Source organism: Nocardioides salarius, assembly GCF_016907435.1.
GTDB lineage: Bacteria > Actinomycetota > Actinomycetes > Propionibacteriales > Nocardioidaceae > Nocardioides > Nocardioides salarius.
Map to the genome: position 1 here is coordinate 95,310 of NZ_JAFBBZ010000001.1, position 19,916 is coordinate 115,225.

The following is a 19,916-nucleotide window of genomic DNA, read 5'->3' on the forward strand; positions in this document are numbered from 1 at the left end:
GGCCTCAGATGTCGCGGAAGGTCTCGATGTTGGCCCCGAGCTCGTTGAGACGCTCGGCGAGGTCCTCGTAGCCGCGGTGGATGACGTAGGTCGAGCGCAGCACGCTGGTGCCCTTCGAGGCCAGCATCGCCAGCAGGATCACCACGGCCGGGCGCAGCGCCGGCGGGCAGACGATCTCGGTGCCGGAGAAGTGCGTGGGACCCTCGATCATCACCCGGTGCGGGTCGAGGAGCTTGACCTGCGCCCCGAGCTTGGTCAGCTCGGTGAGGTAGATGGCCCGGTTCTCGTAGACCCAGTCGTGCAGCAGCGTCTGGCCGGTGGCCACCGCCGCGATCACCGCGAAGAACGGCAGGTTGTCGATGTTGAGGCCGGGGAAGGGCATCGGGTGGATCTTGTCGAGCGGGGCCTTGAGCACCGAGGGCCGCGTGGTGATGTCGACCAGGCGGGTCTGGCCGTTGCGCGCGACGTACTCCTCGGAGCGGTCGTAGCCGAAGCCCATCTCCTCCAGCGTCGCCAGCTCGATCTCGAGGAACTCGATCGGCACCCGCTGGATGGTGATGGTCGAGCCGGTCACGATGCCGGCCGCGAGCAGCGACATCGCCTCGATCGGGTCCTCGGAGGGGGCGTAGTCGATGTCGACGTCGATCTCGGTGCGCCCGGTGACGGTCAGGGTCGTCGAGCCGACGCCCTCGACCTGCACGCCGAGGCGCTGCAGGTAGAAGCAGAGGTCCTGGACCATGTAGTTGGACGAGGCGTTGCGGATCACGGTGGTGCCGGGGTGCAGCGCCGCGGCCATCAGGGCGTTCTCGGTGACGGTGTCGCCGCGCTCTGTCAGCACGATCGGGCGGACCGGCTCGACGGCGCGGTCGACGCTGGCGTGGTAGCTGCCCTCGGTCGCCTTGACCTCGAGGCCGAAGGGGCGCAGCGCCGACATGTGCGGCTCGACGGTGCGCTCGCCGAGGTTGCAGCCGCCGGCGTAGGGCAGGTCGAAGGTCTCGGCGCGGTGCAGCAGCGGGCCCAGGAACATGATCACCGAGCGGGTGCGCCGGGCGGCGGCCTCGTCGATGGCGTCGAGGCGCAGGGTCTTGGGCGGGATGATCTCGAGGTCGTTGTCCTCGTTGAGCCAGCGCGTCTGCACGCCGAGGCTGCCCAGCACCTCGAGCAGGCGGTTGACCTCCTCGATGCGCGCGACCTTGCGCAGGGTGGTGCGACCGCGGTTGAGCAGCGAGGCGCACAGCAGCGCGACGCCGGCGTTCTTGGAGGTCTTGACCTCGATCGAGCCCGACAGCGTCGTCGGGCCCTGGATCCGCAGGTGCGTGGGACCGGCGCCGAGGGCGACGATCTCGGAGTCGAGGGCCGCGCCGATGCGGGCGAGCATCTCGAGCGAGAGGTTCTGGTGGCCCTTCTCGATCCGGTTGATCGCGCTCTGGCTGGTCGCGAGGAGCTCGGCGAGCTGGTGCTGGGTCAGGCCGCGGTGCTTGCGGGCGTCGCGGATGAGGTTGCCGATGCGGCCCTTGTAGCCGTCGCTGCTGCGTACGTCGTCACTCATGGCGTCGACGGTAACTCACATGTGAGATAGAGGCACGCCACCGGGGGGTGACGCGCCGGTGAGGCGGGGTGGGGGTGACGGATGCCATGCTCGGAGCATGCGAGCCACCACCATCCACGCCGCCCGTGACATCCGCTTCTCGAACGACGTCCCCGACCCCACGATCCAGCTGCCGACCGACGCGGTCGTGCGGGTGACCAGCGCCTGCATCTGCGGCTCCGACCTGTGGCCCTACCGCGGCGAGAACGACATCACCGCCGGCGACACGATCGGCCACGAATGCATCGGCGTCGTCGAGGCCGTCGGGGCCGACGTGCGCGAGGTCAGGGTCGGCGACTTCGTCGTCGTGCCCTTCGACCACTGCGACAACACCTGCGCCCACTGCCGCGCCGGCATGCAGTCGGCCTGCGTCAACCTCGGCATGACCAGCAGCGGCCAGGGCGAGCTCGCCCGCGTCGCCCAGGCCGACGGCAGCCTGGTCGTCGTGCCCGACGTCGGCGAGCAGGGCCCCGACAAGGCGCTCGTGCCGCACCTGATGGCCCTCTCCGACGTGATGCCGACCGGGTGGCACGCGGCCGTGGCCGCCCAGGTGCGCGCGGGCGGCACCACCGTGGTCGTCGGCGACGGCGCGGTCGGCCTGTGCGGCGTGCTCGCCGCGGCCCAGATGGGCTCCGAGAAGGTCGTGCTGATGTCGCGCCACGAGCCGCGCCAGGAGATCGGTCGCGCCTTCGGCGCCACCCACGTGGTGGCCGAGCGCGGCAAGGAGGGCGCCGCGGCCATCAAGGAGATCACCGCCGGCATCGGCGCCGACGCCGTGCTCGAGTGCGTGGGCACCGACCAGGCGATGGGCACCGCGTTCGCGGTCGCCCGTCCCGGCGCGACCGTCGGCTTCGTCGGGGTGCCGCACGGGGTCGAGCTGCCCGTGCGCCGGATGTTCCAGAAGAACGTCGGCCTCGCCGGCGGCATGGCCCCCGTGCGCCAGTACCTCCCGCACCTGCTGGGCCTGGTCCTCGACGGCACCATCCAGCCGGGCAAGGTCTTCGACGCCACGCTGCCGATGGACCAGGTCGCCGAGGGCTACAAGATGATGGACGAGCGCCGCGCGATCAAGGTGCTCCTCGAGCCGTGAGCCTCGTGCTCGGCCCGCTGCTGCGGCACGTCGACGCCGACTCGGCCACCGTGTGGGTCGAGACGGCGTCGGCGGCTGCGGTGGTGGTCCGGGCCGGGCCTGCCTCGGGCAGCGCGCGCACCTTCGCGGTGCACGGGCACCACTACGCGCTCGTCGAGGTCACCGGGCTCGAGCCCGGCAGCGCGACGGCGTACGTCGTCGAGGTCGACGGCGAGCAGGTCTGGCCCGAGCCGGGGTCGGCCCACCCGCCCTCACGGATCCACACCCTGCAGCCCGGGCGTGCGCTGCGGCTGGCCTACGGCTCGTGCCGGGTCAGCGCCCCGCACGACGAGGCGACCCACGCCCGCTTCGGGGTCGACGCGCTGCGCACCTACGGGCTGCACCTGGCCGACGGCCACGAGGCGGCGCCCGACCTGCTCCTGCTGCTCGGCGACCAGGTCTACGCCGACGAGACCAGCGAGGCGATGCGCGCCTTCATCAGCGCCCGTCGCGACCCCGACAGCCCGCCGGGCTGGGAGCTGCGCGACTACGAGGAGTACGCCGAGATCTACCGGCTGGCCTGGAGCGACCCGGCGACGCGGTGGCTGCTCTCGACGGTGCCCAGCGCGATGATCTTCGACGACCACGACATCCGCGACGACTGGAACATCAGCGCCAGCTGGCGGCGCGACATGTGGGCCACCGACTGGTGGCGCAACCGGATCGTCGGTGGCCTCGGCGCCTACTGGGTGCACCAGCACCTGGGCAACCTCGGCGCGGCCTCCCGCGCCGAGGACCCGCTGTGGCAACAGGTCGTGGCCCACGAGGGCCCGGACGAGCTCGACCTCAGCGCGGCGCTCGACGAGCTGGTCGAGCGCGCCGACAAGCAGCCCACGACCTTCCGGTGGAGCTTCGCGCGCCAGGTCGACGACCAGGTCCGGCTGGTGGTCGTCGACTCGCGCGCCGCGCGGGTCTTCGAGGACGAGCGCCGCTCGATGGTCGACGACGAGGAGATGGACTGGCTCGACCGGCAGCTGCGCGGCGACGTCGACCACCTGCTGATCGCCACCTCGCTGCCCTTCCTGCTCTCCCCGGGGCTGCACCACGTCGAGGCGGCCGTCGAGGTGGTCAACGGCGGCCTCCTGGGCCGGCACGGCAGGCGTGTGGGGGAGTGGCTGCGCCGGGCGCTCGACATCGAGCACTGGGCCGCCTTCCAGGAGGGCTTCGTCCAGGTCGGCTCCATGGTGCGCGACGTCGCGGCCGGGCGACGCGGGCGCGCACCGGCCACGATCACCTTCCTCTCCGGCGACGTGCACCACAGCTACCTCGTGGAGGCGGAGCCGGCCCCCGACGGGCCGGACCTGCAGGGGCCGGGCACCGGGGCGGCCAGCCGGATCCTCCAGGCGGTCTGCTCACCGATGCGCAACCCGCTGCCGCGCGCGGTCCGGGCCGGGGTGCGGGTGGCGGCCAGGGGCCGGGCCCGTCCGACCGGGCGGATGCTCGGGCGCCGGGTCCCGCCCTCGCCGCTGCACTGGCGGATGACACACGGGCCGTGGTTCGAGAACCTCCTGGCCACCCTCGAGGCCGGCCCCGAGGGCCTGCGGCTGACCTGGTCGACCGGAGTGGTCGTCGACGGCGACCACGAGCGGCCGCAGTGGCAGCAGGTGGCGCGCGTCGACGTCTAGGGCCGAGCGCCCGGGGCGCTCAGGCGTGGGCCAGGTGCTGGGGCACGGCGGCGGGCTGGCAGTCGCAGCCGCTGTCGCACGCCAGGAAGACGTGCATGGCGTGCCCGCAGCGCGGGCAGGGCCGGTCGTGCGAGAGGTGCGCGCCGTGGTGCCGGCCGGGGTCCCCGGGCTGGCTGGAGTGGTCGGGCTGGTCGTCGACGGTGTCCCACATGGTGCTTCTCCTGGTGCCGGACCTGCGCGGGGCCACCCCTGGCCCCGGTCCACGTCTCGACGGTAGGCCTCGACGCCGGCGCCGGTGGGACGAACGCCCGCGTGTCGCCGATGCGGGGTACGCAGATCCCCCAGACGGGGTACGCCGGACGGCCCGGACGGGCGGTCGCGGCCACCAGGCCGCCGGCCGGTCACACCAGCACGAGGACGAGCACCAGCGAGGTCCCAGCGGCCACCACCGTCGAGAGGCTCGCCAGGGCGAGGGCCGGCAGGGGCAGCGGCCACAGGTCGCGGACCCTCAGCCCGAGCCCCAGACCGACCATCCCCGCCGCGAGCAGGAGGGTGGAGCCGGGCTCGGCCGCCCCGACCACGGCACCCGGGAGCCAGCCGCTGGAACGCAGCGCGAGCATCACGACGAAGCCGACGAGGAACCACGGCAGCAGCGGCGGCCTCCCCGAGGCCGGCCCGGTCGAGGGCCCGGTCGAGGGCCCGGAGCCGCGGCCAGCGACCAGGTAGGTCGGCGCCAGCAGCGTCACCCGGCCGAGCTTGACCGTCATCGCGACCGCGATCGCACCACCGCCCACGACCGAGGCCGCCGCCGCCACCTGGGCCACCTCGTGGATGCTCGCCCCGACCCAGGTCGCGCTCTGCTCGCCACTCAGGCCCAGCCGCTGCGCGGCCCAGGGCAGCAGCACGATCAGCGCGGTGCCCTGCAGGGTCACCAGCGCGACCGCGTGGGCCACGTCGCGTTCCCGGGCCCGCACCGCGTCGCTGACCGCGGCGATCGCCGCGGCCCCGCAGATCGAGGACCCCGCCGCCAGCAGGGTCACGAACCCGGGGGGCAGCCCCGTCCTGCTCCCCACCAGACGGGTCACGGTGTAGGTCGTCGTCACGGTCACCACCACGACCAGCACGCCGCCGAACCCGATCCCGGCGATGTCGCTCAGCGGGAGCCGCAGGCCCAGCGCCACCACCCCGACCCTCAGCAGCGCCCGCGTGACCCGGGCATGGTCCCGGAGCGCCCGGTGCCCGGCCAGCCGGCTGTTGGCGACCACCGCGCCGACCAGGAGCGCCAGCAGCAGCGGCCCCAGCAGCGGGACCCACCGGCTGATCAGCACGCAGACCGCCGCGGTGACCAACGGTGGCCCGTAGGCCGTCACACGACCTGGCCGGGCCTGGTGCTGGAGCGGCCGGGGCGACGGAGCGGTGGCGCGGAGGAGGGTCACGGCACCAGCCTGCGGCGCGCCGAGGGCCGGCAGAAGACCTCCGGGACCAGGCGACCCATCAGCAGAGGTGATGGGTCGCGGGCTAGGGTCGGTGGGTGACCCCGGACCTCGACCTCGACACGCTGCGGCTGCTGGTCGCGGTCTCCGAGACCGGCAGCCTCAGCGCCGCGGCCGCCCGCCGAGGCATCTCGCAGCCCGCGGCCAGTGCGCGGGTGCGTGAGTTCGAGAGCCGGTGGCGCCTGGCCGTCGTGCACCGCTCCGCCCGGGGATCGCGGATGACCACCGACGGCGAGGCCGTGGTGTCGTGGGCGCGCGGCGTGCTGCACGAGGTCGACACCGTGCGTGCCTCGCTCGAGGCACTCACAACCCGTCGGCGCGCCGGTGTCGTCGTGGCCGCCAGCCTGACCGTGGCCGAGTCCCTGGTGCCGCGCTGGCTCGGCGAGCTGCACGTCCGACGCCCCGAGGTGCAGCCGGTCCTGCGGGTGGTCAACAGCGAGACGGTCGCCGACACCGTGCGATCGGGGCAGGCCGACATCGGTTTCATCGAGTCCGCCGTGCTGCCGGACGGACTGGCGCACCGGCAGGTCGGCCAGGACCGGCTCGTCGTCGTGGTGGCACCGCAGCACGCCTGGGCCCGTCGACGTGCGGCCCTGTCGACCACTGAGCTGCGAGCGGCCCGCTGGGTGCTGCGCGAGAGCGGCAGCGGCACCCGCAGCACCTTCGACGCCGCGCTGGGCCAGCAGCCGGACGTCGCGCTCGAGGCGACGTCGACGGCGGCGCTCGCCGGCGCCACCGCCGCCGGGGTGGGGCCCGGCGTGGTCTCGGAGATGTCGGTGCGCGCCGAGCTCGAGCTGGGACGTCTCGTCGCCGTGCCCACCGAGCTCGACCTGGCCCGGCCCCTGACGTGCGTGTGGCGTGGCGAGGAGCGCCTGCACGAGGCGGCCGGTGACCTGCTGGCCATCGCGGTCGAGGCGGCCTCCACCGGTGGCCCGGGCGCCGAGGTGCCCCGGACCGCCCCCTAGCCTGGGCGCGTGAGCCAGACGAGCCCCGCCATCCACAGCACCGAGGTCGGCGAGACCGGGCAGCGGGTGGTGTTCCTGCACGGCCTCTTCGGCCAGGGCCGCAACTTCACCCAGATCGCCAAGGCGATGACGCCCGCCTTCCACAGCCTGCTGGTCGACCTGCCCAACCACGGCCGCTCGCAGTGGAGCGAGACCTTCTCGTACGCCGACACCGCCGACCGGGTCGCGGAGCACCTGGCCGACGGGTTCGCGGGCGACGGACCGGTGCACCTCGTGGGGCACTCGATGGGCGGCAAGGTCGCGATGCTGCTGGCGCTGCGCCACCCGCACCTGGTCGAGCGGCTGGTCGTCGTCGACATCTCGCCGGCGCCCAGCACCGGCGCCGGCGAGTTCGAGCACCTGCTCGGCAGCCTGGCCGGCCTCGAGCTGGAGGGGTTGTCGCGGCGCAGCGACGCCGACGAGCATCTAGCCGAGGCGATCCCCGACGAGCGGGTGCGGGGCTTCCTGCTGCAGAACCTCCGCTCGGGCAGCGAAGGCTTCACCTGGCAGGCCAACCTGGGGCTGCTGCGCGAGGAGCTGGCCGCCATCGGCGACTTCCCCCGCGTCGAGGAGACCTTCGAGCGCCCGGTGCTGTGGATGGCCGGCGAGCGCTCGGGTTACGTCACCGCCGACGCCGAGGAGGAGATGGAGCGGCTCTTCCCGCGCACGGTCCAGGTCACAATCAAGGGCGCTGGCCACTGGGTCCACTCGGAGAAGCCCGAGGCGTTCGTCTCGGCGCTGCGCACCTTCCTCGGCGCCGGCCGCGACGACTGACCTGGGTCCGGACGCACGACGGCCCCCGACGCGGTGCGTCGGGGGCCGTGCGGTTCACAGCTGGGTTCAGCGGCCGGTGCGCTCCCAGGTGCGCTGGTGCCACGGGACGAACGCCTCGAGGAACTCGGAGTCGAAGCGACGGAACAGGGTCATGATGGTGGTCATGCGCACCTCCTCAGGTGTGATCGGTGACTGGGTCAGAAGGCTCCACCAGGTGCCTTCATGTACCAGTGTGGGGCCCGTAGCAGGGCAACCCAACCCGGCGAGCACATGATGTCGCTCACGTTCGCTGGCGCCGGCTCGCCTACTCTCCGAGGATGCCCTCCCGCGCCGACATCGTGACCTTCCACGACCCGCCCCCGCCGCCCGGCGAGCAGCGCTACCTGCCGGGTGCGGGCCCGTGGACCGGGGCCCGCGTCGACGAGCCCGACGAGCGCTGGGCGCAGTGGTACGACGTGCTGGCCGAGCGCGTGCGCGGGGCCCTCGGGTGGCGGGTGCTGGACCTTCAGCACGTCGGGTCGACGTCGGTGCCGGGCCTGGCCGCGAAGCCGATCATCGACATCGACCTGGTGGTCGCCGACGCCGCCGACGAGGCGGCGTACGTGCCGGCGCTGGAGGCACAGGGCTTCCAGCTGCGGGTGCGCGAGCCGTGGTGGTTCGAGCACCGGGTGCTGCGCCACACCGACCCGCGCTGCCACCTGCACGTCTTCGGCCCCGAGGCGCCCGAGCCGGTCAAGCACCGGGTCTTCCGCGACTGGCTGCGCGGCAACGCCGACGAGCGCGACCTGTACGCCGCCACCAAGCGGGAGGCGGCCGAGGCGGCGCGGGCCGCGGGGGAGCACTCCATGCAGTACAACGCGCGCAAGGAGAAGGTCGTGCGCGAGATCTACGCGCGCGCCTTCGCGGCCGCCGGGCTGGTGGACTGATGGCGGCGGTGCAGGACGGGTCGCTGCCCTGGGAGGGCGCCCGCAACCTCGCCGACCTGGGCGGACTCCCGCTGCACGACGGCGGCCGCACGGCGTACGGCATCGTGTGGCGCTCGGGGGCACCCGACGACGTCAGCGCGCAGGGCTGGACCGACGCCCGCGCAGCCGGGCTGCGCCGGATCGTCGACCTGCGCAACGCGGTGGAGCGCGAGCAGCAGGTCACGCCCGAGGGCGTCGACGTGGTGCACGCCCCGACCGAGGATCCCGACGACGAGGACTTCCTCGCCGAGTGCGGACCGTGGCTCGACCATCCGAGGTCGTGGGCGCCCAACCTGGGCCGCTACCCCGACAAGATCGCGCACGCCATGACGGCCGTCAGCGAGGCCGACGGGGGAGTGCTGCTGCACTGCGCCGGGGGTCGTGACCGCACCGGCATGATCGGCTCGCTGCTGCTGGTCCTGGCCGGCGTCGGCGTCGAGGGCCTGCTGCTCAACTACGAGCGCGGCTTCCGCGGCGCCGCCGCGCACCGCGGGCACACGATGGCCTACGACGCCACTACGGGAGCCTGGGCACCCGACCGGCCCGACGCCGACCGGGACCCGGACGAGCTCGAACGGGCCATCGAGGCGCGCCGTCCGGCGCTGCGCGAGTGGTACGCCACGTTCGACGTCACGGGCTACCTGGAGGAGGCGGGCGTCGACGCCCTGTTGCTGCGCCGGCTGGGGGACCGGCTGCGGGGGAGTGAGCCGAGCAAGCAGCACTAGCCGCAGTGGGCGGTGCGGCTCACAGCGCCGACAGCCTGTTGCTCCACCTGCCCGGGACCGCCGGGTAGAGCGGCAGCACCTCGCGGACGGCGTGCGCGGTTCGCTCGGGGTTCGGGGCGAGCAGCATCGCCTTCACGCGGATGAAGGAACGATCGACGGTCACGCTTGGAACGGTAGAGGTCGGCCTACGTCCGCCGATGGAACTCGACCTGGTTGCGCTCCACGACGCGGGTCTCGTAGGCCGGGTCGTGGGCGCGCCGGTGGTGGTGGCCGCACAGCAACCGGCCTCGGCCCAGGTCGCTCCTGCCGTCGTGGGACCAGAGGTCCTCGTGGTGGGAGTCGCACATGCCGGGCGGGGCGTCGCACCCCACGGCGGTGCAGCAGCCGTCTCGCAGGATCATCGCCACGCGCTGGGGCGGGCTGAAGAAGCGCCGGGAGCGTCCGAGGTCGAGGATCTCGCTGGGTCCGCCCAGGACCGCGGGCAGCACGCCCGCCGTGCAGGCCAGTCGACGGGCCGTGCCGGCGGAGACCCGGGACCCCGTGTCGAGCGTGGCCGAGGCGAGCGCTCCGCCCAGCGTGGCGGTGGTCATGGTGACCACGACGGCGGCATTGACCCCGCCGCTGCGGGGGAGCGCACGTGGGTCCAACCGCTCGACCAGCTCGACGAACGCGCGGCCCCAGCGCGAGCGTGACGGCGTCGGTTCATCCGTGGCGGCCCGGTCGTCGCGGTGCGGGGAGCCGTAGGCGATCAACACCTTCTGCAGCATCTCGGCGGCGAGCGTCGGGATCGTGAAGCTGCCACGGGTACGGCCGTCGCCCTGGTCGCGCATCCGGAAGGAGGCGGTGCGGTAGGCCTCGCGCTCCTCCTCGGCCAGCTTCTCGGCCTCCCACGCCTCACCGACCTCGGGTGCGACGACGTCGAGGATGCGACGACCCAGGATGCGGAGCGCCTTGGCGTCGTGCACCAGCGCGAGACGCACCAGCTCGACCTCCGCCTCCCGCCGCACACCAGCCTCGAGGTCGTCGGGCAGCTCGTCGAGCGCTCGGGCGACGACCTGCGCCTGCTCGAGGTTCAGGTCGCCCGCGGCGAGGGCGCGCCGCAGCTCGTCGTACCGGCTCAAGGCCGCGGCGAACCGGGTCTGTCGCACCGCGTCGCGCTTGGTCGCGGTGGTGGCGTTGGCCAGCCAGACCGCCACCGACGGGGCCGCCGAGCGCTCGTGGACGGCCACCGTCTCGGCGTGCGAGAGGACCCGGGCCTGCAGCTCGGCGAAGCGCGACTGGGCCCGGGCGAGGTCGCCGAGGAGGTCTGCGGTGGTCGTCTGGTCCAACGACCACGCGGCTGTCTGGGCCGCCTCGTCCAAGATCGAGTGCAGGCGCGCGACGGCCTCGGCGAGGGGGTGCCGGGGCGTCGTGCTCATGACTTCATCCAAGCAGGCAGCACCGACAGTCCGACCTGGTCAGAGACCATTTCTCGAAACTTTTTTCGGGCAATTCGTCAGTCGGTCCAGGACGCCAGGGGAGTGGTCCCCTAGGGTGCACCGGTGGACGAGATCTTCGGGCAGCGCGACCACGCGGTCCGCTTCGACTGGGGCCTGTCCGGCGCGCTCGCCGCGGCTGCCGACGTGTGCGTCGTCGTCGACGTGCTGAGCTTCTCGACCTCGGTCACGATCGCCGTCGAGCGCGGCATGCGGGTGTTCCCGTTCGCGTGGAACGACGCGCGTGCCGCGTCGTACGCCGCAGACCTCGACGCCGTGCTCGCCGTCGGCCGGCTCGAGGCGACGTGCGCGGGAGCCGTCCCGGCACCGTCGCTGTCACCGGCCGGGCTGATGGAGTGCGAGCCGGTGTCGAGGCTGGTGCTGCCCTCGCCCAACGGGTCGACCATCTCGACAGCCCTGCAGGCCACCGGTGCCACCGTGCTGGCCGGGTGCCTGCGCAACGCCAGCGCCGTCGGTCGCCAGCTGGCCCGCCACCTGCGTGACGGTCGGTCTGTCGCGGTGGTCGCCGCAGGGGAGCGCTGGCACCACGACGACTCCCTGCGCCCGGCCCTGGAGGACCACCTGGGCGCCGGCGCCGTGCTCAGCGCGCTGGTGCGGCTCGGGCACGGAGGCGACCTGAGCCCCGAGGCCAGAGCCGCTGTAGCGCTGTGGGACGCGACCGCAGACCAGCTCGTGCCCACGCTGCACGCCTGCGTCGGCGGACGCGAGCTCACCGCCAAGGGGTTCAGCGCAGACGTCGACGTCGCGGCTGACCTCGACGCGTGCCACGAGATCCCGGTGCTCGACCGCGGCGCCTTCACGAAGTCCCGCACATGATCCCGCTGACCGACGACCAGCTCGCGGCCGAGGCGGCGCTGCTCGTGGGCGTCCCGCTGACGGCGCGACGACGACTGCTGGGTGGTCAGCACGCCGAGACCTTGCTCGTCGACGACGCCGCCGACGCCCGTTACGTGGTGCGCATGTTCCCGGAGCACGACCCAGCGCCGGAACATGAGGTGCAGGTCCTGGGCAGCCTGGATGCACTGGGGGACCTGGTGCCGCGTGTCGTCGCCGCCGACCTGGGAAGGGCCGGGCCCATCCTCGTCACGACCCACCTGCCCGGCGGTCCGCCGGCGCCCGACCTGCCGCTCGAAGTGGTGGCGTCCGAGATGGCTCGCGCCCTCGCCGAGGTCCACGCCCTGTCCGGCGACGGTCTGCGGACCACGCCCGTGTCGCCGCCGCCCGGCACCACGGCCGTCGCCCGTCGCGCCCGGGCCGCCTGGAGCTCTCTCGACCTCGGCCGCCCGGTGCTGACCCACTTCGACTTCTGGTGCGGGAACACGCTCTGGACCGGAGACGCCCTGACGGGGATCGTCGACTGGTCCGGCGCCCGGCAGGGGCCGCGCGGCGTCGACGTCGCCTGGTGTCGCCAGGACCTCGTGCTGCTGGGCTCGCACCGCGCTGCCGACGTCTTCCTCGACGAGTACCGGCGCCGGAGCGGCCATCCCTGTCACGACGTGTCGGCCTGGGACCTGCAGGCCGCAGCTCTCGCCGACTCCGACGTCGAGACCTGGTCCAAGAACTACGACGGCATAGGGCGCCCAGAGATCTCGGCGGACGTACTGCGAGCTCGGCTGGACCGGTGGCAGGAACAACTGTGACGTCGTGGCCCACTCGGTGCTGCGTCAGCACGGCCGGAGAGCCGCTTCTCTCAACGTCCACGGGTCGCCGATAACTGACATTATGTCAACTACTGTGGATCTGGCTTCCCGGAGAACTACATGGTTGTCGTGCTTCCGCCCCTCTCCCGGCACCCGACGTAGGGTCGACGGATGACCACCACCGACCGCGACCGCGACGACGACGGCAGGGCCAAGCAGGCCCGGCCGCGTGACGCCCTCGGCCGACCGTTGCCGTACGGCGCCGTCGGCGTCGAGCCGGTCTCCGAGGAACCGTTGCCGCCGCTGGAGACGCTCACCGCCGCTCGGGCGCTGCTCGACGACGGCCGACCGTTCTCGGCCCACGAGGTGCTGGAGGCCCGCTGGAAGGACTGCCCGGAGCCCGAGCGCCCGCTGTGGCAGGGCCTGGCGCAGCTGTGTGTCGGCGTCACCCATGCGCGGCGTGGCAACCCCACCGGCGCGCGGCGCCTGCTCGACCGCGCCACCAGCCACCTGACGGCGTACGCCGGCACCAGCGGGCCGACGTACGGCCTCGACCTCGACGAGGTGCTCGACGGGGCGCGCCGCTGTGTGGAGACCGCCGTCCCCGAGTAGTCAGGCCGGCTCGATGCCGGCGTCCTCGGCACTGGTGCCCAGCACGCAGAACTCGTTGCCCTCCGGGTCCCCCAGCACCACCCAGCCGCCGTCCTCGAGGCTGCGCCGGTCGTCCACGACGCTGGCGCCCAGCGCCACGATCCGCTCGACCTCGGCGTCGACGGTCGTGCCGACCGGGCGCAGGCACAGGTGCATCCTGTTCTTGACCGTCTTGGCGTCGGGCACCCGCAGGAACTCCAACGACCGCCCGCCCGGGCCGAGCAGCTCGGCGTCGTCCTCGCTCCAGACGCCCTCCGGGACCATGTGGAAGTCGTCGACCACCTGCTCCCACCAGCGTGCCTGCGCGATCGGGTCGTGGGCGTCGACGGAGATGTTGGCGACTCGAGAAGCCATGCGCAGGACACTAGGACACCGCTCCCCCGTTGGCGATCCGTTTCGGGCGTCAGAGCCGTCCCAGCCACGGGTGCCCGGGGTCGGTCCGCTCGACCGCGCTGCGCAACCACTCGCGCTGGGTGGCGGACAGCACCGGCAGGCACGCCTCGAGATCGGGTTCGTCCTTCGGGCGCCGCAGCCGTGCCTTGTAGGACAGCACGACCTCGGGCGCCAGGTAGCGGATGCCGTCGGCGCCGAGCCAGGTCACCTCGTCGACCTCGGTGTCCTCGCCGGGCAGGAACTTGTGGGACCAGCGGCCGTCGACGTCGGGGGTCAGCGGCACGTCGACCACCCACGGGTCGGCCGCGCTCGCGCGCAGCCACAGCTGGCTGGCGGGGTCCTCGACGTCGCTCCACCGCTCCCCCAGCGGCCGCAGCACGCCGCCGGCGTTGTTCCACACGTGCCACCGGCCACGCAGGTGTGCGACGAGGGCCGGCACGTCGCAGGCGAGGATGGAGACGTCGAGGTCCTCGTGCTCGCGCCGGAAGCCGGTCGCGGCCTCGACCGCCCAGCCGCCGACCACCCACCACGGCCGGTCGAAGCCCTCCAGCTCGGCGGCCATCTGCAGCGGCGTCAAGGGCGCCCACTCGCCGTACAGCCGCAGGAACGCCTCATCCTCCGCCTGCTCCGCAGCGCTGCGGACGACCGGGACCCTCAGTGGGAGGCCCATTCCCACCACAGGTGCGAGAGGTCGCCCTCGGCCACGGCCTCCGGGTCGCCGAAGAGGTGTGCGCTGCCGACGTCGCCCCACTGGAACAGCCCGCCGCTCATCCCGACCAGCAGCCGGCTCGAGCCGTACGCCGGCACGTCCGGCGCGGACTGCACGAACGACGGCCAGCCGCCCAGGTGCACGCCGCTCCAGCGCCCGTGCTCCTCGACCGCCTGCTCGAGCGCCTCGACGAGGTCCTCGCGCGTCTCGAGCAGCTCCTCGAGGGCCTCGAAGGCCTCGGGGGCGTCGGCCACGTCGTCGGCGAGGTTCTCCCAGCCCAGCGGCAGCATGCCGATCGCGGCGAACTCCAGCGCCACCGGGTGCTGCGGGTCCGCCAACGGGGTGTCGTCGCTGCTGAAGACCGGCGTCGTCGAGGTCGCCTCGACGGGCTGCGCGAGCGCGTCGGCGTCGTACCAGCGGCACAGCAGCCCGCGCGTGCCGGCGGTGTCGTCGAAGGTCAGCCCGTGCACCGGGTCGTCGCGCACGAACATCTGCAGCAGCCCCTCGCGCGGGAAGCCGGGCAGCGCCGGCACCTCGGCGAAGGCGACCTGCAGCACGAAGTGCATCGGCCAGCCATCGGTGTCCTGCGGCCACTGCGCGTCGTCGGGCTGGAAGGGGTGCCCGCCGACGTAGGAGCTCGTCACCTCGGGCGCCACCGTCGTACGCCGCCGCAGCAGGCCGCTGCGCTCCGTGTGCTCGCTGACCAGCCCGGCCGCCCCCGGCCGCACCAGCGAGCGCACCCCCGACCCGGGCGGTGCCGCCGCCACCAGCGCCTCGAGCGCCTCCGTGTAGCCCACCACCACTCCCCTCCCGCGCACGGTCCGGCGCCGCACGGGCCGCCCAGCATCGCAGCGCCCGGTGCACCTGTCACTCATCCCGCCGGCCGAGACGCCCGACGGCGAGGTTGTCAGCGACCGGCACACTCGACCACGGGAGAGAACCTGTGAACCGTCTTCGCGCCGTCCTGCACTCGCGGGCCCTCATGGTCGTCGGCATCGCCGTGGCCCTGGCCGTGCCGGCGCTCACCCTCCCCCGCCTGCCACAGGTCAGCCTGCTGCCGCTGCTGCTGGGCCTGCTGCCGTGGGTGGTCGGCAAGTACGTGCTGTGCCCGCTGCGCTGGCACGCCCTCACCGACGCGGGGTTCAGCCGACGCTGGCACCTGCGCGCCTACGCGGAGTCCGAGCTGCTGGGCCTGGTCACCCCGGGCCACGTCGGCGCCGACCTGTGGCGGCTGCGCCGCCTCACCACCGGCGGGCTGGGCCGGGCCGACGCGGTGACCAGCGTCGCGCTCGACCGGTTCGTGGGCGCCATCGGCCTGTCCGTCTTCGTCGTCTTCGCGGGCACGGCGCTGCCGCTGCGCACCATCGCGATCGCGATCGGCGTGGCGGCCCTGGTCCTGGGTGTGCTGCTGGTCCTGCGGGTCGTGCGCCCCGGCCTGCTGCCGAGCCGGCCGCTCCCCGGCCCGCGTCCGCTCGCCCACGGCCTGCTGCTCTCCGCCGGATACCAGGCCACCACCGCGGCGCTGCTGCTCGGCTCCGTGGCGGCCACCGGCCACACCCTGGCCCCGCTGGAGGTCCTGGCGGCCTTCGGCGCCAGCCAGGTCGCCGGCGCCCTGCCCGGACCGCACGGCGCGAGTCCCCGCGACGGCGCGCTCGTGGTGGGCCTGGTCGCCCTCGGCGTGCCCTGGCTCGCCGCGGCCGCCGCGGTGGCGGTCAAGGCGGCGGTGGCCTGGCTGCCCGCGCTCGTGCTGGGTGGCACCAGCCTGCTGGTGACCCGCCGCGAGCTGCGCCGGCGCGTGCTCCCGGAGCCGGCGCCGGGCGTGGCCTGACCGGTCCGCCGACCCGGGCCCTTGGTCCCTTCAGCGCCGGGCCGCGGCGTCGGAGACTGGACCGGGAGTGGAGGGAGCTCGCGTGCTGCGTCCGTCGACACCCGACCTGCGTCGCGACCAGGTGCTCTGGACCCTCGGCCAGGCCCTGCTCGTGACGGCCAGCGTCTACCTCTACTTCCGCATCCGGCACCTCACCGAGGGCTCCCACGAGGTGGCCGTCGCGCACGCCCGCGACCTCGTCGCCCTCGAGCAGCGTCTCGGGATCGCCGTCGAGGAGACCCTGCAGGAGCCGTTCCTGGGCTCCGGGCTGTTGGCCACGGCGGCCAACAGCGTCTACATCTACGGTCACTGGCCGGTGATCACGCTCGTCATGCTCTGGACGGTGTGGCGCCACCGCGCGGTGTTCCAGCGGCTGCGCGACGCCATGATCGTCTCGGGCCTGGTCGGCATGGTCGTCTTCGCCGCCTACCCCCTGGCTCCGCCGCGCCTGGCCCACGTCGGGGTCGTCGACACCATCACCCGCGAGAACGACGCCTACCGCGTCCTCCAACCACCCCAGCTGACCAACCAGTACGCCGCGCTGCCCAGCCTGCACGCCGGCTGGGACCTCCTCGTGGGCATCGCCGTGGTCACCGCCGCCGGCACCGCGTGGCTCCGCGCGGTCGGGTGGCTGCTGCCGGTGCTGATGACGATCTCGGTGGTGGTCACCGGCAACCACTACCTCCTCGACGTCGTCGCCGGTCTCGCGCTCGCCCTGGTGGGCCATGCCGCTGCGCTGCGGCTCGAGCGGCTGCGGCACCGACGAAGGCCGGCGACGTCGTGAGGCTGCCGCTGGCGATCGCGCACCGCGCGGGCAACTCCCTGGCCGCGCTGCGGGAGGCCGTCGAGATGGGCGTCGACGTCGTCGAGTGCGACGTGCGCACCGGGCGCGACCGGCTCGAGGTGCGGCACCTCAAGAGCGCCGGTCCGCTGCCGTTCCTCTGGGACCGCTGGGAGCTGGCGCCGGCCTCCGCTCCACGCCTGGGCCTCGACGAGGTGCTCGCCGCGCGGTCGCACGGCACCGCGATCATGCTCGACCTCAAGGGCGACGCCCGTGGCGACATGGCCGCCGCCGTCGCCCAGCAGCTGCTCGACCTCCCCGGCGGCGAGGTGCTGGCCTGCGGTCGCCAGTGGGGCGTGGTCGACCGGCTCGCCGCCCGGGGCCGGTCCGTGCGTCCGGTCCTCTCGGCGCGCAACCGCGTCGAGCTGGCCCGGCTCCGCCGCCGCCTGGGCGCCCCGCCCCCGGGCGCCGCGCCGGCGTACGGCGTCTCGGTGCACCGCTCGCTGGTCGAGCCCCGCCTCGTCGCCGAGCTCCACCGTGCGGTCGAGGTGGTGATGACCTGGCCGGTCAACGACGTCGGCACCCTCGACGCCGTGCTCGCAGCAGGGGTGAGCGGGGTGATCAGCGACGAGCCCGACGTGCTCGCCGAGCTCCTGGCGCGGCGTGGGCCCGCACCACCCGCGGTCGGGTGAGCAGGAAGGCGACCAGCACGACGCCGGCCACCGTCACGATCCTGTTGGGGTCGACGGCGGGGCGCCAGTCGACGCGGCCGTCCTTGATGACGTAGACGCCGGCGGGCCTGCTGCTGACGGCGAACCCGCCGCCCTCGCCCTCGCCACCCTTCTCGTCGTGCCCGCTGCCGCCGCCTGCTCCCCCGCCGACCAGCGCGACGGGGATGACCGTGAGGCCGTCCTTCTCGTACGGCTCGGCGAACACGCGCTTGACCGTGGCCGTGTCCTTGACCGTGCTGAAGACCTCGGTGATGTCCATGGTCCCTCCGCTCCACCTCGACTCCTCCCATCGTGGCCGTGGGCGGCGGGGCCGCCACGGTCACAGGTCCCCCGCTGGAGGAGCAGAACGTCCCGGACGCGCGGCCACGCCGGGCCGGCGCGGATCTCGTGACGTTCGGCCCTGCCACCCCGGTCGACGGCGGGGTTGACTCGCCGGGTGGGACGAGGCAGCCAGCACCCGGGGAGGGCCCAGTGGCGACGCAGCGCACCCTGATCCAGTCGGTCAGCAGGGCGCTGGCCCTGCTCGACGCGGTCGGCGGGTCGGCACGCCCGGTCACCGCGAAGTGCCTGGCCCGGCAGTCCGGGCTGGCGCTGCCGACGGCGTACCACCTGCTGCGCACCCTGGTCCACGACGGCTACCTCGCCCGCGAGGAGGGCGGCTACGTGCTCGGCGACCGTGCCTTGTCGCTGGCGGGCGGTCGCGCCGTCGGGATGCACCCGGCGCACGCCCACCAGGTCCTCGAGCACCTGCGCGACGAGCTGCACGCGCCGGCCTACCTCTCCGTCCTCGACGACGGCGAGATCCGTCTCGCCGACGTCGCGGACAGCCGGTCGTGCCCCCGTGTCGACATGTGGGTGGGCTTCCACCACGCCGCGCACGCGACCGCCCTGGGCAAGGCGGTGCTGTCGACGTTGCCCGACCGGGCCAGGCGCGACTACGTCGCTGCGCACGAGCTGGCAGACCTCACCCCGCACACGGTCACCAGCCCGCCGAGGCTGCTGCGCGAGCTCGACTCGGGCTCCGACGTGGCGCTGGACCGCGAGGAGTTCGCGGTGGGCACGGCCTGCGTCGCGGTGGCGGTCCCCTCCCCCACCGTCGCGGCGGCGGTGGCCGTCTCGGTGCGGGCCGACCAGCTCGGCCGGGTGCTGGAGCGCGGCGACGCGATCCGCCGCGCGGCTCGGCTCATCGCCTACGCGGGGGCGGGCGAGCGGCCCGACCCGCCTGTCACCATCTGAAATCCTCGCCCTGTCCGCGCGCCGGGGCCGGGTCTAGGTTCCCGAGCAGGACCCATCCCGCGGAGGACGCCATGACCACCCGTGCAGCACGACCGTCGATCCCCCAACCCTCCGGCGGGGCCGCCGGCGACGCGCTCGACCCGGCCGTGCGGCGCGGCCTCTACGAGACCATGGTGCTCTCGCGCACCTACGAGGAGGCGATCCTGCGCGAGTACCACGCCGACAAGGGACCGGGCTTCGACATCGGGAAGGGGCTCATCCCCGGCGAGATGCACCTCTCCGCGGGCCAGGAGCCGGTGGCGGCGGGGATCTGCGCGCACCTGACCACCGACGACGCGGTCACCGCCACCCACCGCCCGCACCACTTCGCGGTGGCGCACGGCGTCGACCTGCGCCGGATGACCGCCGAGATCTTCGGCCGCGAAGGTGGCCTGGGCCGTGGACGCGGCGGGCACATGCATCTCTTCGACCCCGCCACCCACTTCTCCTGCTCCGGGATCATCGCCGAGGGCTACCCGCCCGCGCTGGGACAGGCCTTCGCCTTCCACCGCCAGGGCACCGACCGGATCGCGGTCGCCGTCACCGGTGAGGGCGCCGCCAACCAGGGCGCCTTCCACGAGTCGCTCAACCTCGCCGCCCGGTGGAGGCTCCCGGTGGTCTTCGTCGTCGAGGACAACGACTGGGGCATCTCCGTGGCCCGCACCGCCTCGACCGCGGTCGACTCCAACGCCGACCGGGCCGTGGCCTACGGCATCCCGGGCGAGCGGATCGAGGGCAACGAGGTCGAGGCGGTCCACGACGCGGCACGACGAGCGGTCGCCCGGGCCCGGGCCGGCGAGGGTCCCTCGCTGATCGAGGTGCACACGCTGCGCCTGTGGGGCCACTTCGAGGGTGACGCGCAGGGCTACCGCTTCGACCTCGAGGAGGCACCCAGCCACGACCCGCTACCGCGCTACGAGGCCCGGCTGCGGGAGGCCGGCGTGCTCGACGACACCGCGGTCGAGCAGATCAGGAGCGCCGCGAGCGAGCGGGTCGAGGACGCGATCGCCTTCGCCATGAGCAGCCCGGTGCCCGACCCCGCGTCCGCCACGTCCTACGTCTTCGCCTGA

General features: G+C 73.8%; 23 protein-coding genes. 14 read left to right on the plus strand and 9 right to left on the minus strand.

The annotated features are described in order from the left end of the window. Nucleotides 1–4 precede the first annotated feature (4 nt). The gene (locus JOE61_RS00470) at nucleotides 5–1,549 is read right to left on the minus strand and encodes a helix-turn-helix domain-containing protein (RefSeq protein WP_193668800.1); all 1,545 of its coding nucleotides are present in this window, start codon (nucleotides 1,547–1,549) and stop codon (nucleotides 5–7) included. A gap of 97 nt (nucleotides 1,550–1,646) precedes the next feature. Here JOE61_RS00470 and JOE61_RS00475 point away from each other — a divergent pair, with 97 nt between their 5' ends. Further along, nucleotides 1,647–2,678 (plus strand): zinc-dependent alcohol dehydrogenase family protein, encoded by a 1,032-nt coding sequence (locus JOE61_RS00475; RefSeq protein ID WP_193668799.1) that lies wholly within the window; start codon nucleotides 1,647–1,649, stop codon nucleotides 2,676–2,678. Further along, nucleotides 2,675–4,342: an alkaline phosphatase D family protein gene (locus JOE61_RS00480; RefSeq protein WP_204797115.1), complete on the plus strand. Its 1,668-nt coding sequence runs from the start codon at nucleotides 2,675–2,677 to the stop codon at nucleotides 4,340–4,342. Before JOE61_RS00475 ends, JOE61_RS00480 begins: the two co-directional genes overlap by 4 nt. A 19-nt stretch (nucleotides 4,343–4,361) precedes the next feature. On the opposite strand, the gene JOE61_RS00485 is transcribed toward JOE61_RS00480, so the two are convergent. Together JOE61_RS00485 and JOE61_RS00490 are read right to left on the minus strand one after the other, a co-directional pair. Then, nucleotides 4,362–4,553 carry a hypothetical protein gene (locus JOE61_RS00485; RefSeq protein WP_193668798.1) on the minus strand — a complete coding sequence of 64 codons (192 nt, stop codon included), beginning with the start codon at nucleotides 4,551–4,553 and terminating at the stop codon, nucleotides 4,362–4,364. A gap of 190 nt (nucleotides 4,554–4,743) precedes the next feature. Continuing rightward, the gene (locus tag JOE61_RS00490; protein ID WP_193668797.1) at nucleotides 4,744–5,778 is read right to left on the minus strand and encodes a YeiH family protein; all 1,035 of its coding nucleotides are present in this window, start codon (nucleotides 5,776–5,778) and stop codon (nucleotides 4,744–4,746) included. Between the two features lie 95 nt (nucleotides 5,779–5,873). Between JOE61_RS00490 and JOE61_RS00495 the strand changes: the two genes are divergently transcribed. The 4 genes from JOE61_RS00495 (at nucleotide 5,874) to JOE61_RS00510 (ending at nucleotide 9,303) form a co-directional block, all read left to right on the plus strand. Beyond that, nucleotides 5,874–6,800, plus strand: a complete 927-nt coding sequence (locus JOE61_RS00495; protein WP_193668796.1) for a LysR family transcriptional regulator — start codon at nucleotides 5,874–5,876, stop codon at nucleotides 6,798–6,800. Nucleotides 6,801–6,809: 9 nt separating this feature from the next. After that, the gene (locus JOE61_RS00500; protein ID WP_193668795.1) at nucleotides 6,810–7,613 is read left to right on the plus strand and encodes an alpha/beta fold hydrolase; all 804 of its coding nucleotides are present in this window, start codon (nucleotides 6,810–6,812) and stop codon (nucleotides 7,611–7,613) included. Between the two features lie 317 nt (nucleotides 7,614–7,930). Then, nucleotides 7,931–8,539 carry a GrpB family protein gene (locus JOE61_RS00505; protein WP_193668794.1) on the plus strand — a complete coding sequence of 203 codons (609 nt, stop codon included), beginning with the start codon at nucleotides 7,931–7,933 and terminating at the stop codon, nucleotides 8,537–8,539. Beyond that, nucleotides 8,539–9,303, plus strand: a complete 765-nt coding sequence (locus JOE61_RS00510; protein ID WP_193668793.1) for a tyrosine-protein phosphatase — start codon at nucleotides 8,539–8,541, stop codon at nucleotides 9,301–9,303. Before JOE61_RS00505 ends, JOE61_RS00510 begins: the two co-directional genes overlap by 1 nt. Before the next feature lie 19 nt (nucleotides 9,304–9,322). On the opposite strand, the gene JOE61_RS00515 is transcribed toward JOE61_RS00510, so the two are convergent. Both JOE61_RS00515 and JOE61_RS00520 read right to left on the minus strand, forming a co-directional pair. Further along, nucleotides 9,323–9,466 (minus strand): hypothetical protein, encoded by a 144-nt coding sequence (locus JOE61_RS00515; RefSeq protein ID WP_193668792.1) that lies wholly within the window; start codon nucleotides 9,464–9,466, stop codon nucleotides 9,323–9,325. 22 nt (nucleotides 9,467–9,488) lie between these two features. After that, nucleotides 9,489–10,721, minus strand: a complete 1,233-nt coding sequence (locus tag JOE61_RS00520) for an HNH endonuclease signature motif containing protein (RefSeq protein WP_193668791.1) — start codon at nucleotides 10,719–10,721, stop codon at nucleotides 9,489–9,491. 123 nt (nucleotides 10,722–10,844) lie between these two features. On the opposite strand from JOE61_RS00520, the gene JOE61_RS00525 reads away from it, so the two are divergent. From JOE61_RS00525 to JOE61_RS00535, 3 genes are all read left to right on the plus strand, one after another. After that, nucleotides 10,845–11,615 carry a 2-phosphosulfolactate phosphatase gene (locus tag JOE61_RS00525; RefSeq protein WP_193668790.1) on the plus strand — a complete coding sequence of 257 codons (771 nt, stop codon included), beginning with the start codon at nucleotides 10,845–10,847 and terminating at the stop codon, nucleotides 11,613–11,615. After that, nucleotides 11,612–12,439, plus strand: coding sequence for a phosphotransferase family protein (locus JOE61_RS00530; RefSeq protein WP_193668789.1), 828 nt, complete (start codon nucleotides 11,612–11,614; stop codon nucleotides 12,437–12,439). Before JOE61_RS00525 ends, JOE61_RS00530 begins: the two co-directional genes overlap by 4 nt. A 171-nt stretch (nucleotides 12,440–12,610) precedes the next feature. Then, nucleotides 12,611–13,051, plus strand: coding sequence for a DUF309 domain-containing protein (locus JOE61_RS00535; RefSeq protein WP_193668788.1), 441 nt, complete (start codon nucleotides 12,611–12,613; stop codon nucleotides 13,049–13,051). On the opposite strand, the gene JOE61_RS00540 is transcribed toward JOE61_RS00535, so the two are convergent. From JOE61_RS00540 to JOE61_RS00550, 3 genes are all read right to left on the minus strand, one after another. Next, nucleotides 13,052–13,444 (minus strand): VOC family protein, encoded by a 393-nt coding sequence (locus JOE61_RS00540; RefSeq protein ID WP_193668787.1) that lies wholly within the window; start codon nucleotides 13,442–13,444, stop codon nucleotides 13,052–13,054. A gap of 49 nt (nucleotides 13,445–13,493) precedes the next feature. Then, nucleotides 13,494–14,060: a nucleotidyltransferase domain-containing protein gene (locus tag JOE61_RS00545; RefSeq protein ID WP_193668786.1), complete on the minus strand. Its 567-nt coding sequence runs from the start codon at nucleotides 14,058–14,060 to the stop codon at nucleotides 13,494–13,496. 77 nt (nucleotides 14,061–14,137) lie between these two features. Then, complete coding sequence (locus tag JOE61_RS00550) at nucleotides 14,138–14,989, minus strand: DUF1963 domain-containing protein (protein ID WP_193668785.1); 852 nt, start codon at nucleotides 14,987–14,989, stop codon at nucleotides 14,138–14,140. A 146-nt stretch (nucleotides 14,990–15,135) separates the two neighbouring features. Between JOE61_RS00550 and JOE61_RS00555 the strand changes: the two genes are divergently transcribed. The 3 genes from JOE61_RS00555 to JOE61_RS00565 all read left to right on the plus strand — a co-directional run bounded on the left by JOE61_RS00555 (nucleotide 15,136) and on the right by JOE61_RS00565 (nucleotide 17,532). Further along, nucleotides 15,136–16,020, plus strand: coding sequence for a lysylphosphatidylglycerol synthase domain-containing protein (locus tag JOE61_RS00555; RefSeq protein WP_193668784.1), 885 nt, complete (start codon nucleotides 15,136–15,138; stop codon nucleotides 16,018–16,020). Nucleotides 16,021–16,102: 82 nt separating this feature from the next. Beyond that, nucleotides 16,103–16,843 (plus strand): phosphatase PAP2 family protein, encoded by a 741-nt coding sequence (locus JOE61_RS00560; protein ID WP_193668783.1) that lies wholly within the window; start codon nucleotides 16,103–16,105, stop codon nucleotides 16,841–16,843. Further along, nucleotides 16,840–17,532: a glycerophosphodiester phosphodiesterase gene (locus JOE61_RS00565; RefSeq protein WP_193668782.1), complete on the plus strand. Its 693-nt coding sequence runs from the start codon at nucleotides 16,840–16,842 to the stop codon at nucleotides 17,530–17,532. Before JOE61_RS00560 ends, JOE61_RS00565 begins: the two co-directional genes overlap by 4 nt. Here the strand turns inward: JOE61_RS00565 and JOE61_RS00570 are convergent. After that, nucleotides 17,462–17,830 carry a spore germination protein GerW family protein gene (locus tag JOE61_RS00570; protein ID WP_193668781.1) on the minus strand — a complete coding sequence of 123 codons (369 nt, stop codon included), beginning with the start codon at nucleotides 17,828–17,830 and terminating at the stop codon, nucleotides 17,462–17,464. The two genes, JOE61_RS00565 and JOE61_RS00570, sit on opposite strands and share 71 nt — an antisense overlap. Before the next feature lie 212 nt (nucleotides 17,831–18,042). Here JOE61_RS00570 and JOE61_RS00575 point away from each other — a divergent pair, with 212 nt between their 5' ends. Together JOE61_RS00575 and JOE61_RS00580 are read left to right on the plus strand one after the other, a co-directional pair. Next, entirely contained in the window at nucleotides 18,043–18,807 is a 765-nt protein-coding gene (locus JOE61_RS00575) for an IclR family transcriptional regulator (RefSeq protein WP_193668780.1), read from the plus strand. A 71-nt stretch (nucleotides 18,808–18,878) separates the two neighbouring features. After that, nucleotides 18,879–19,916 carry a thiamine pyrophosphate-dependent dehydrogenase E1 component subunit alpha gene (locus tag JOE61_RS00580; RefSeq protein ID WP_204797116.1) on the plus strand — a complete coding sequence of 346 codons (1,038 nt, stop codon included), beginning with the start codon at nucleotides 18,879–18,881 and terminating at the stop codon, nucleotides 19,914–19,916.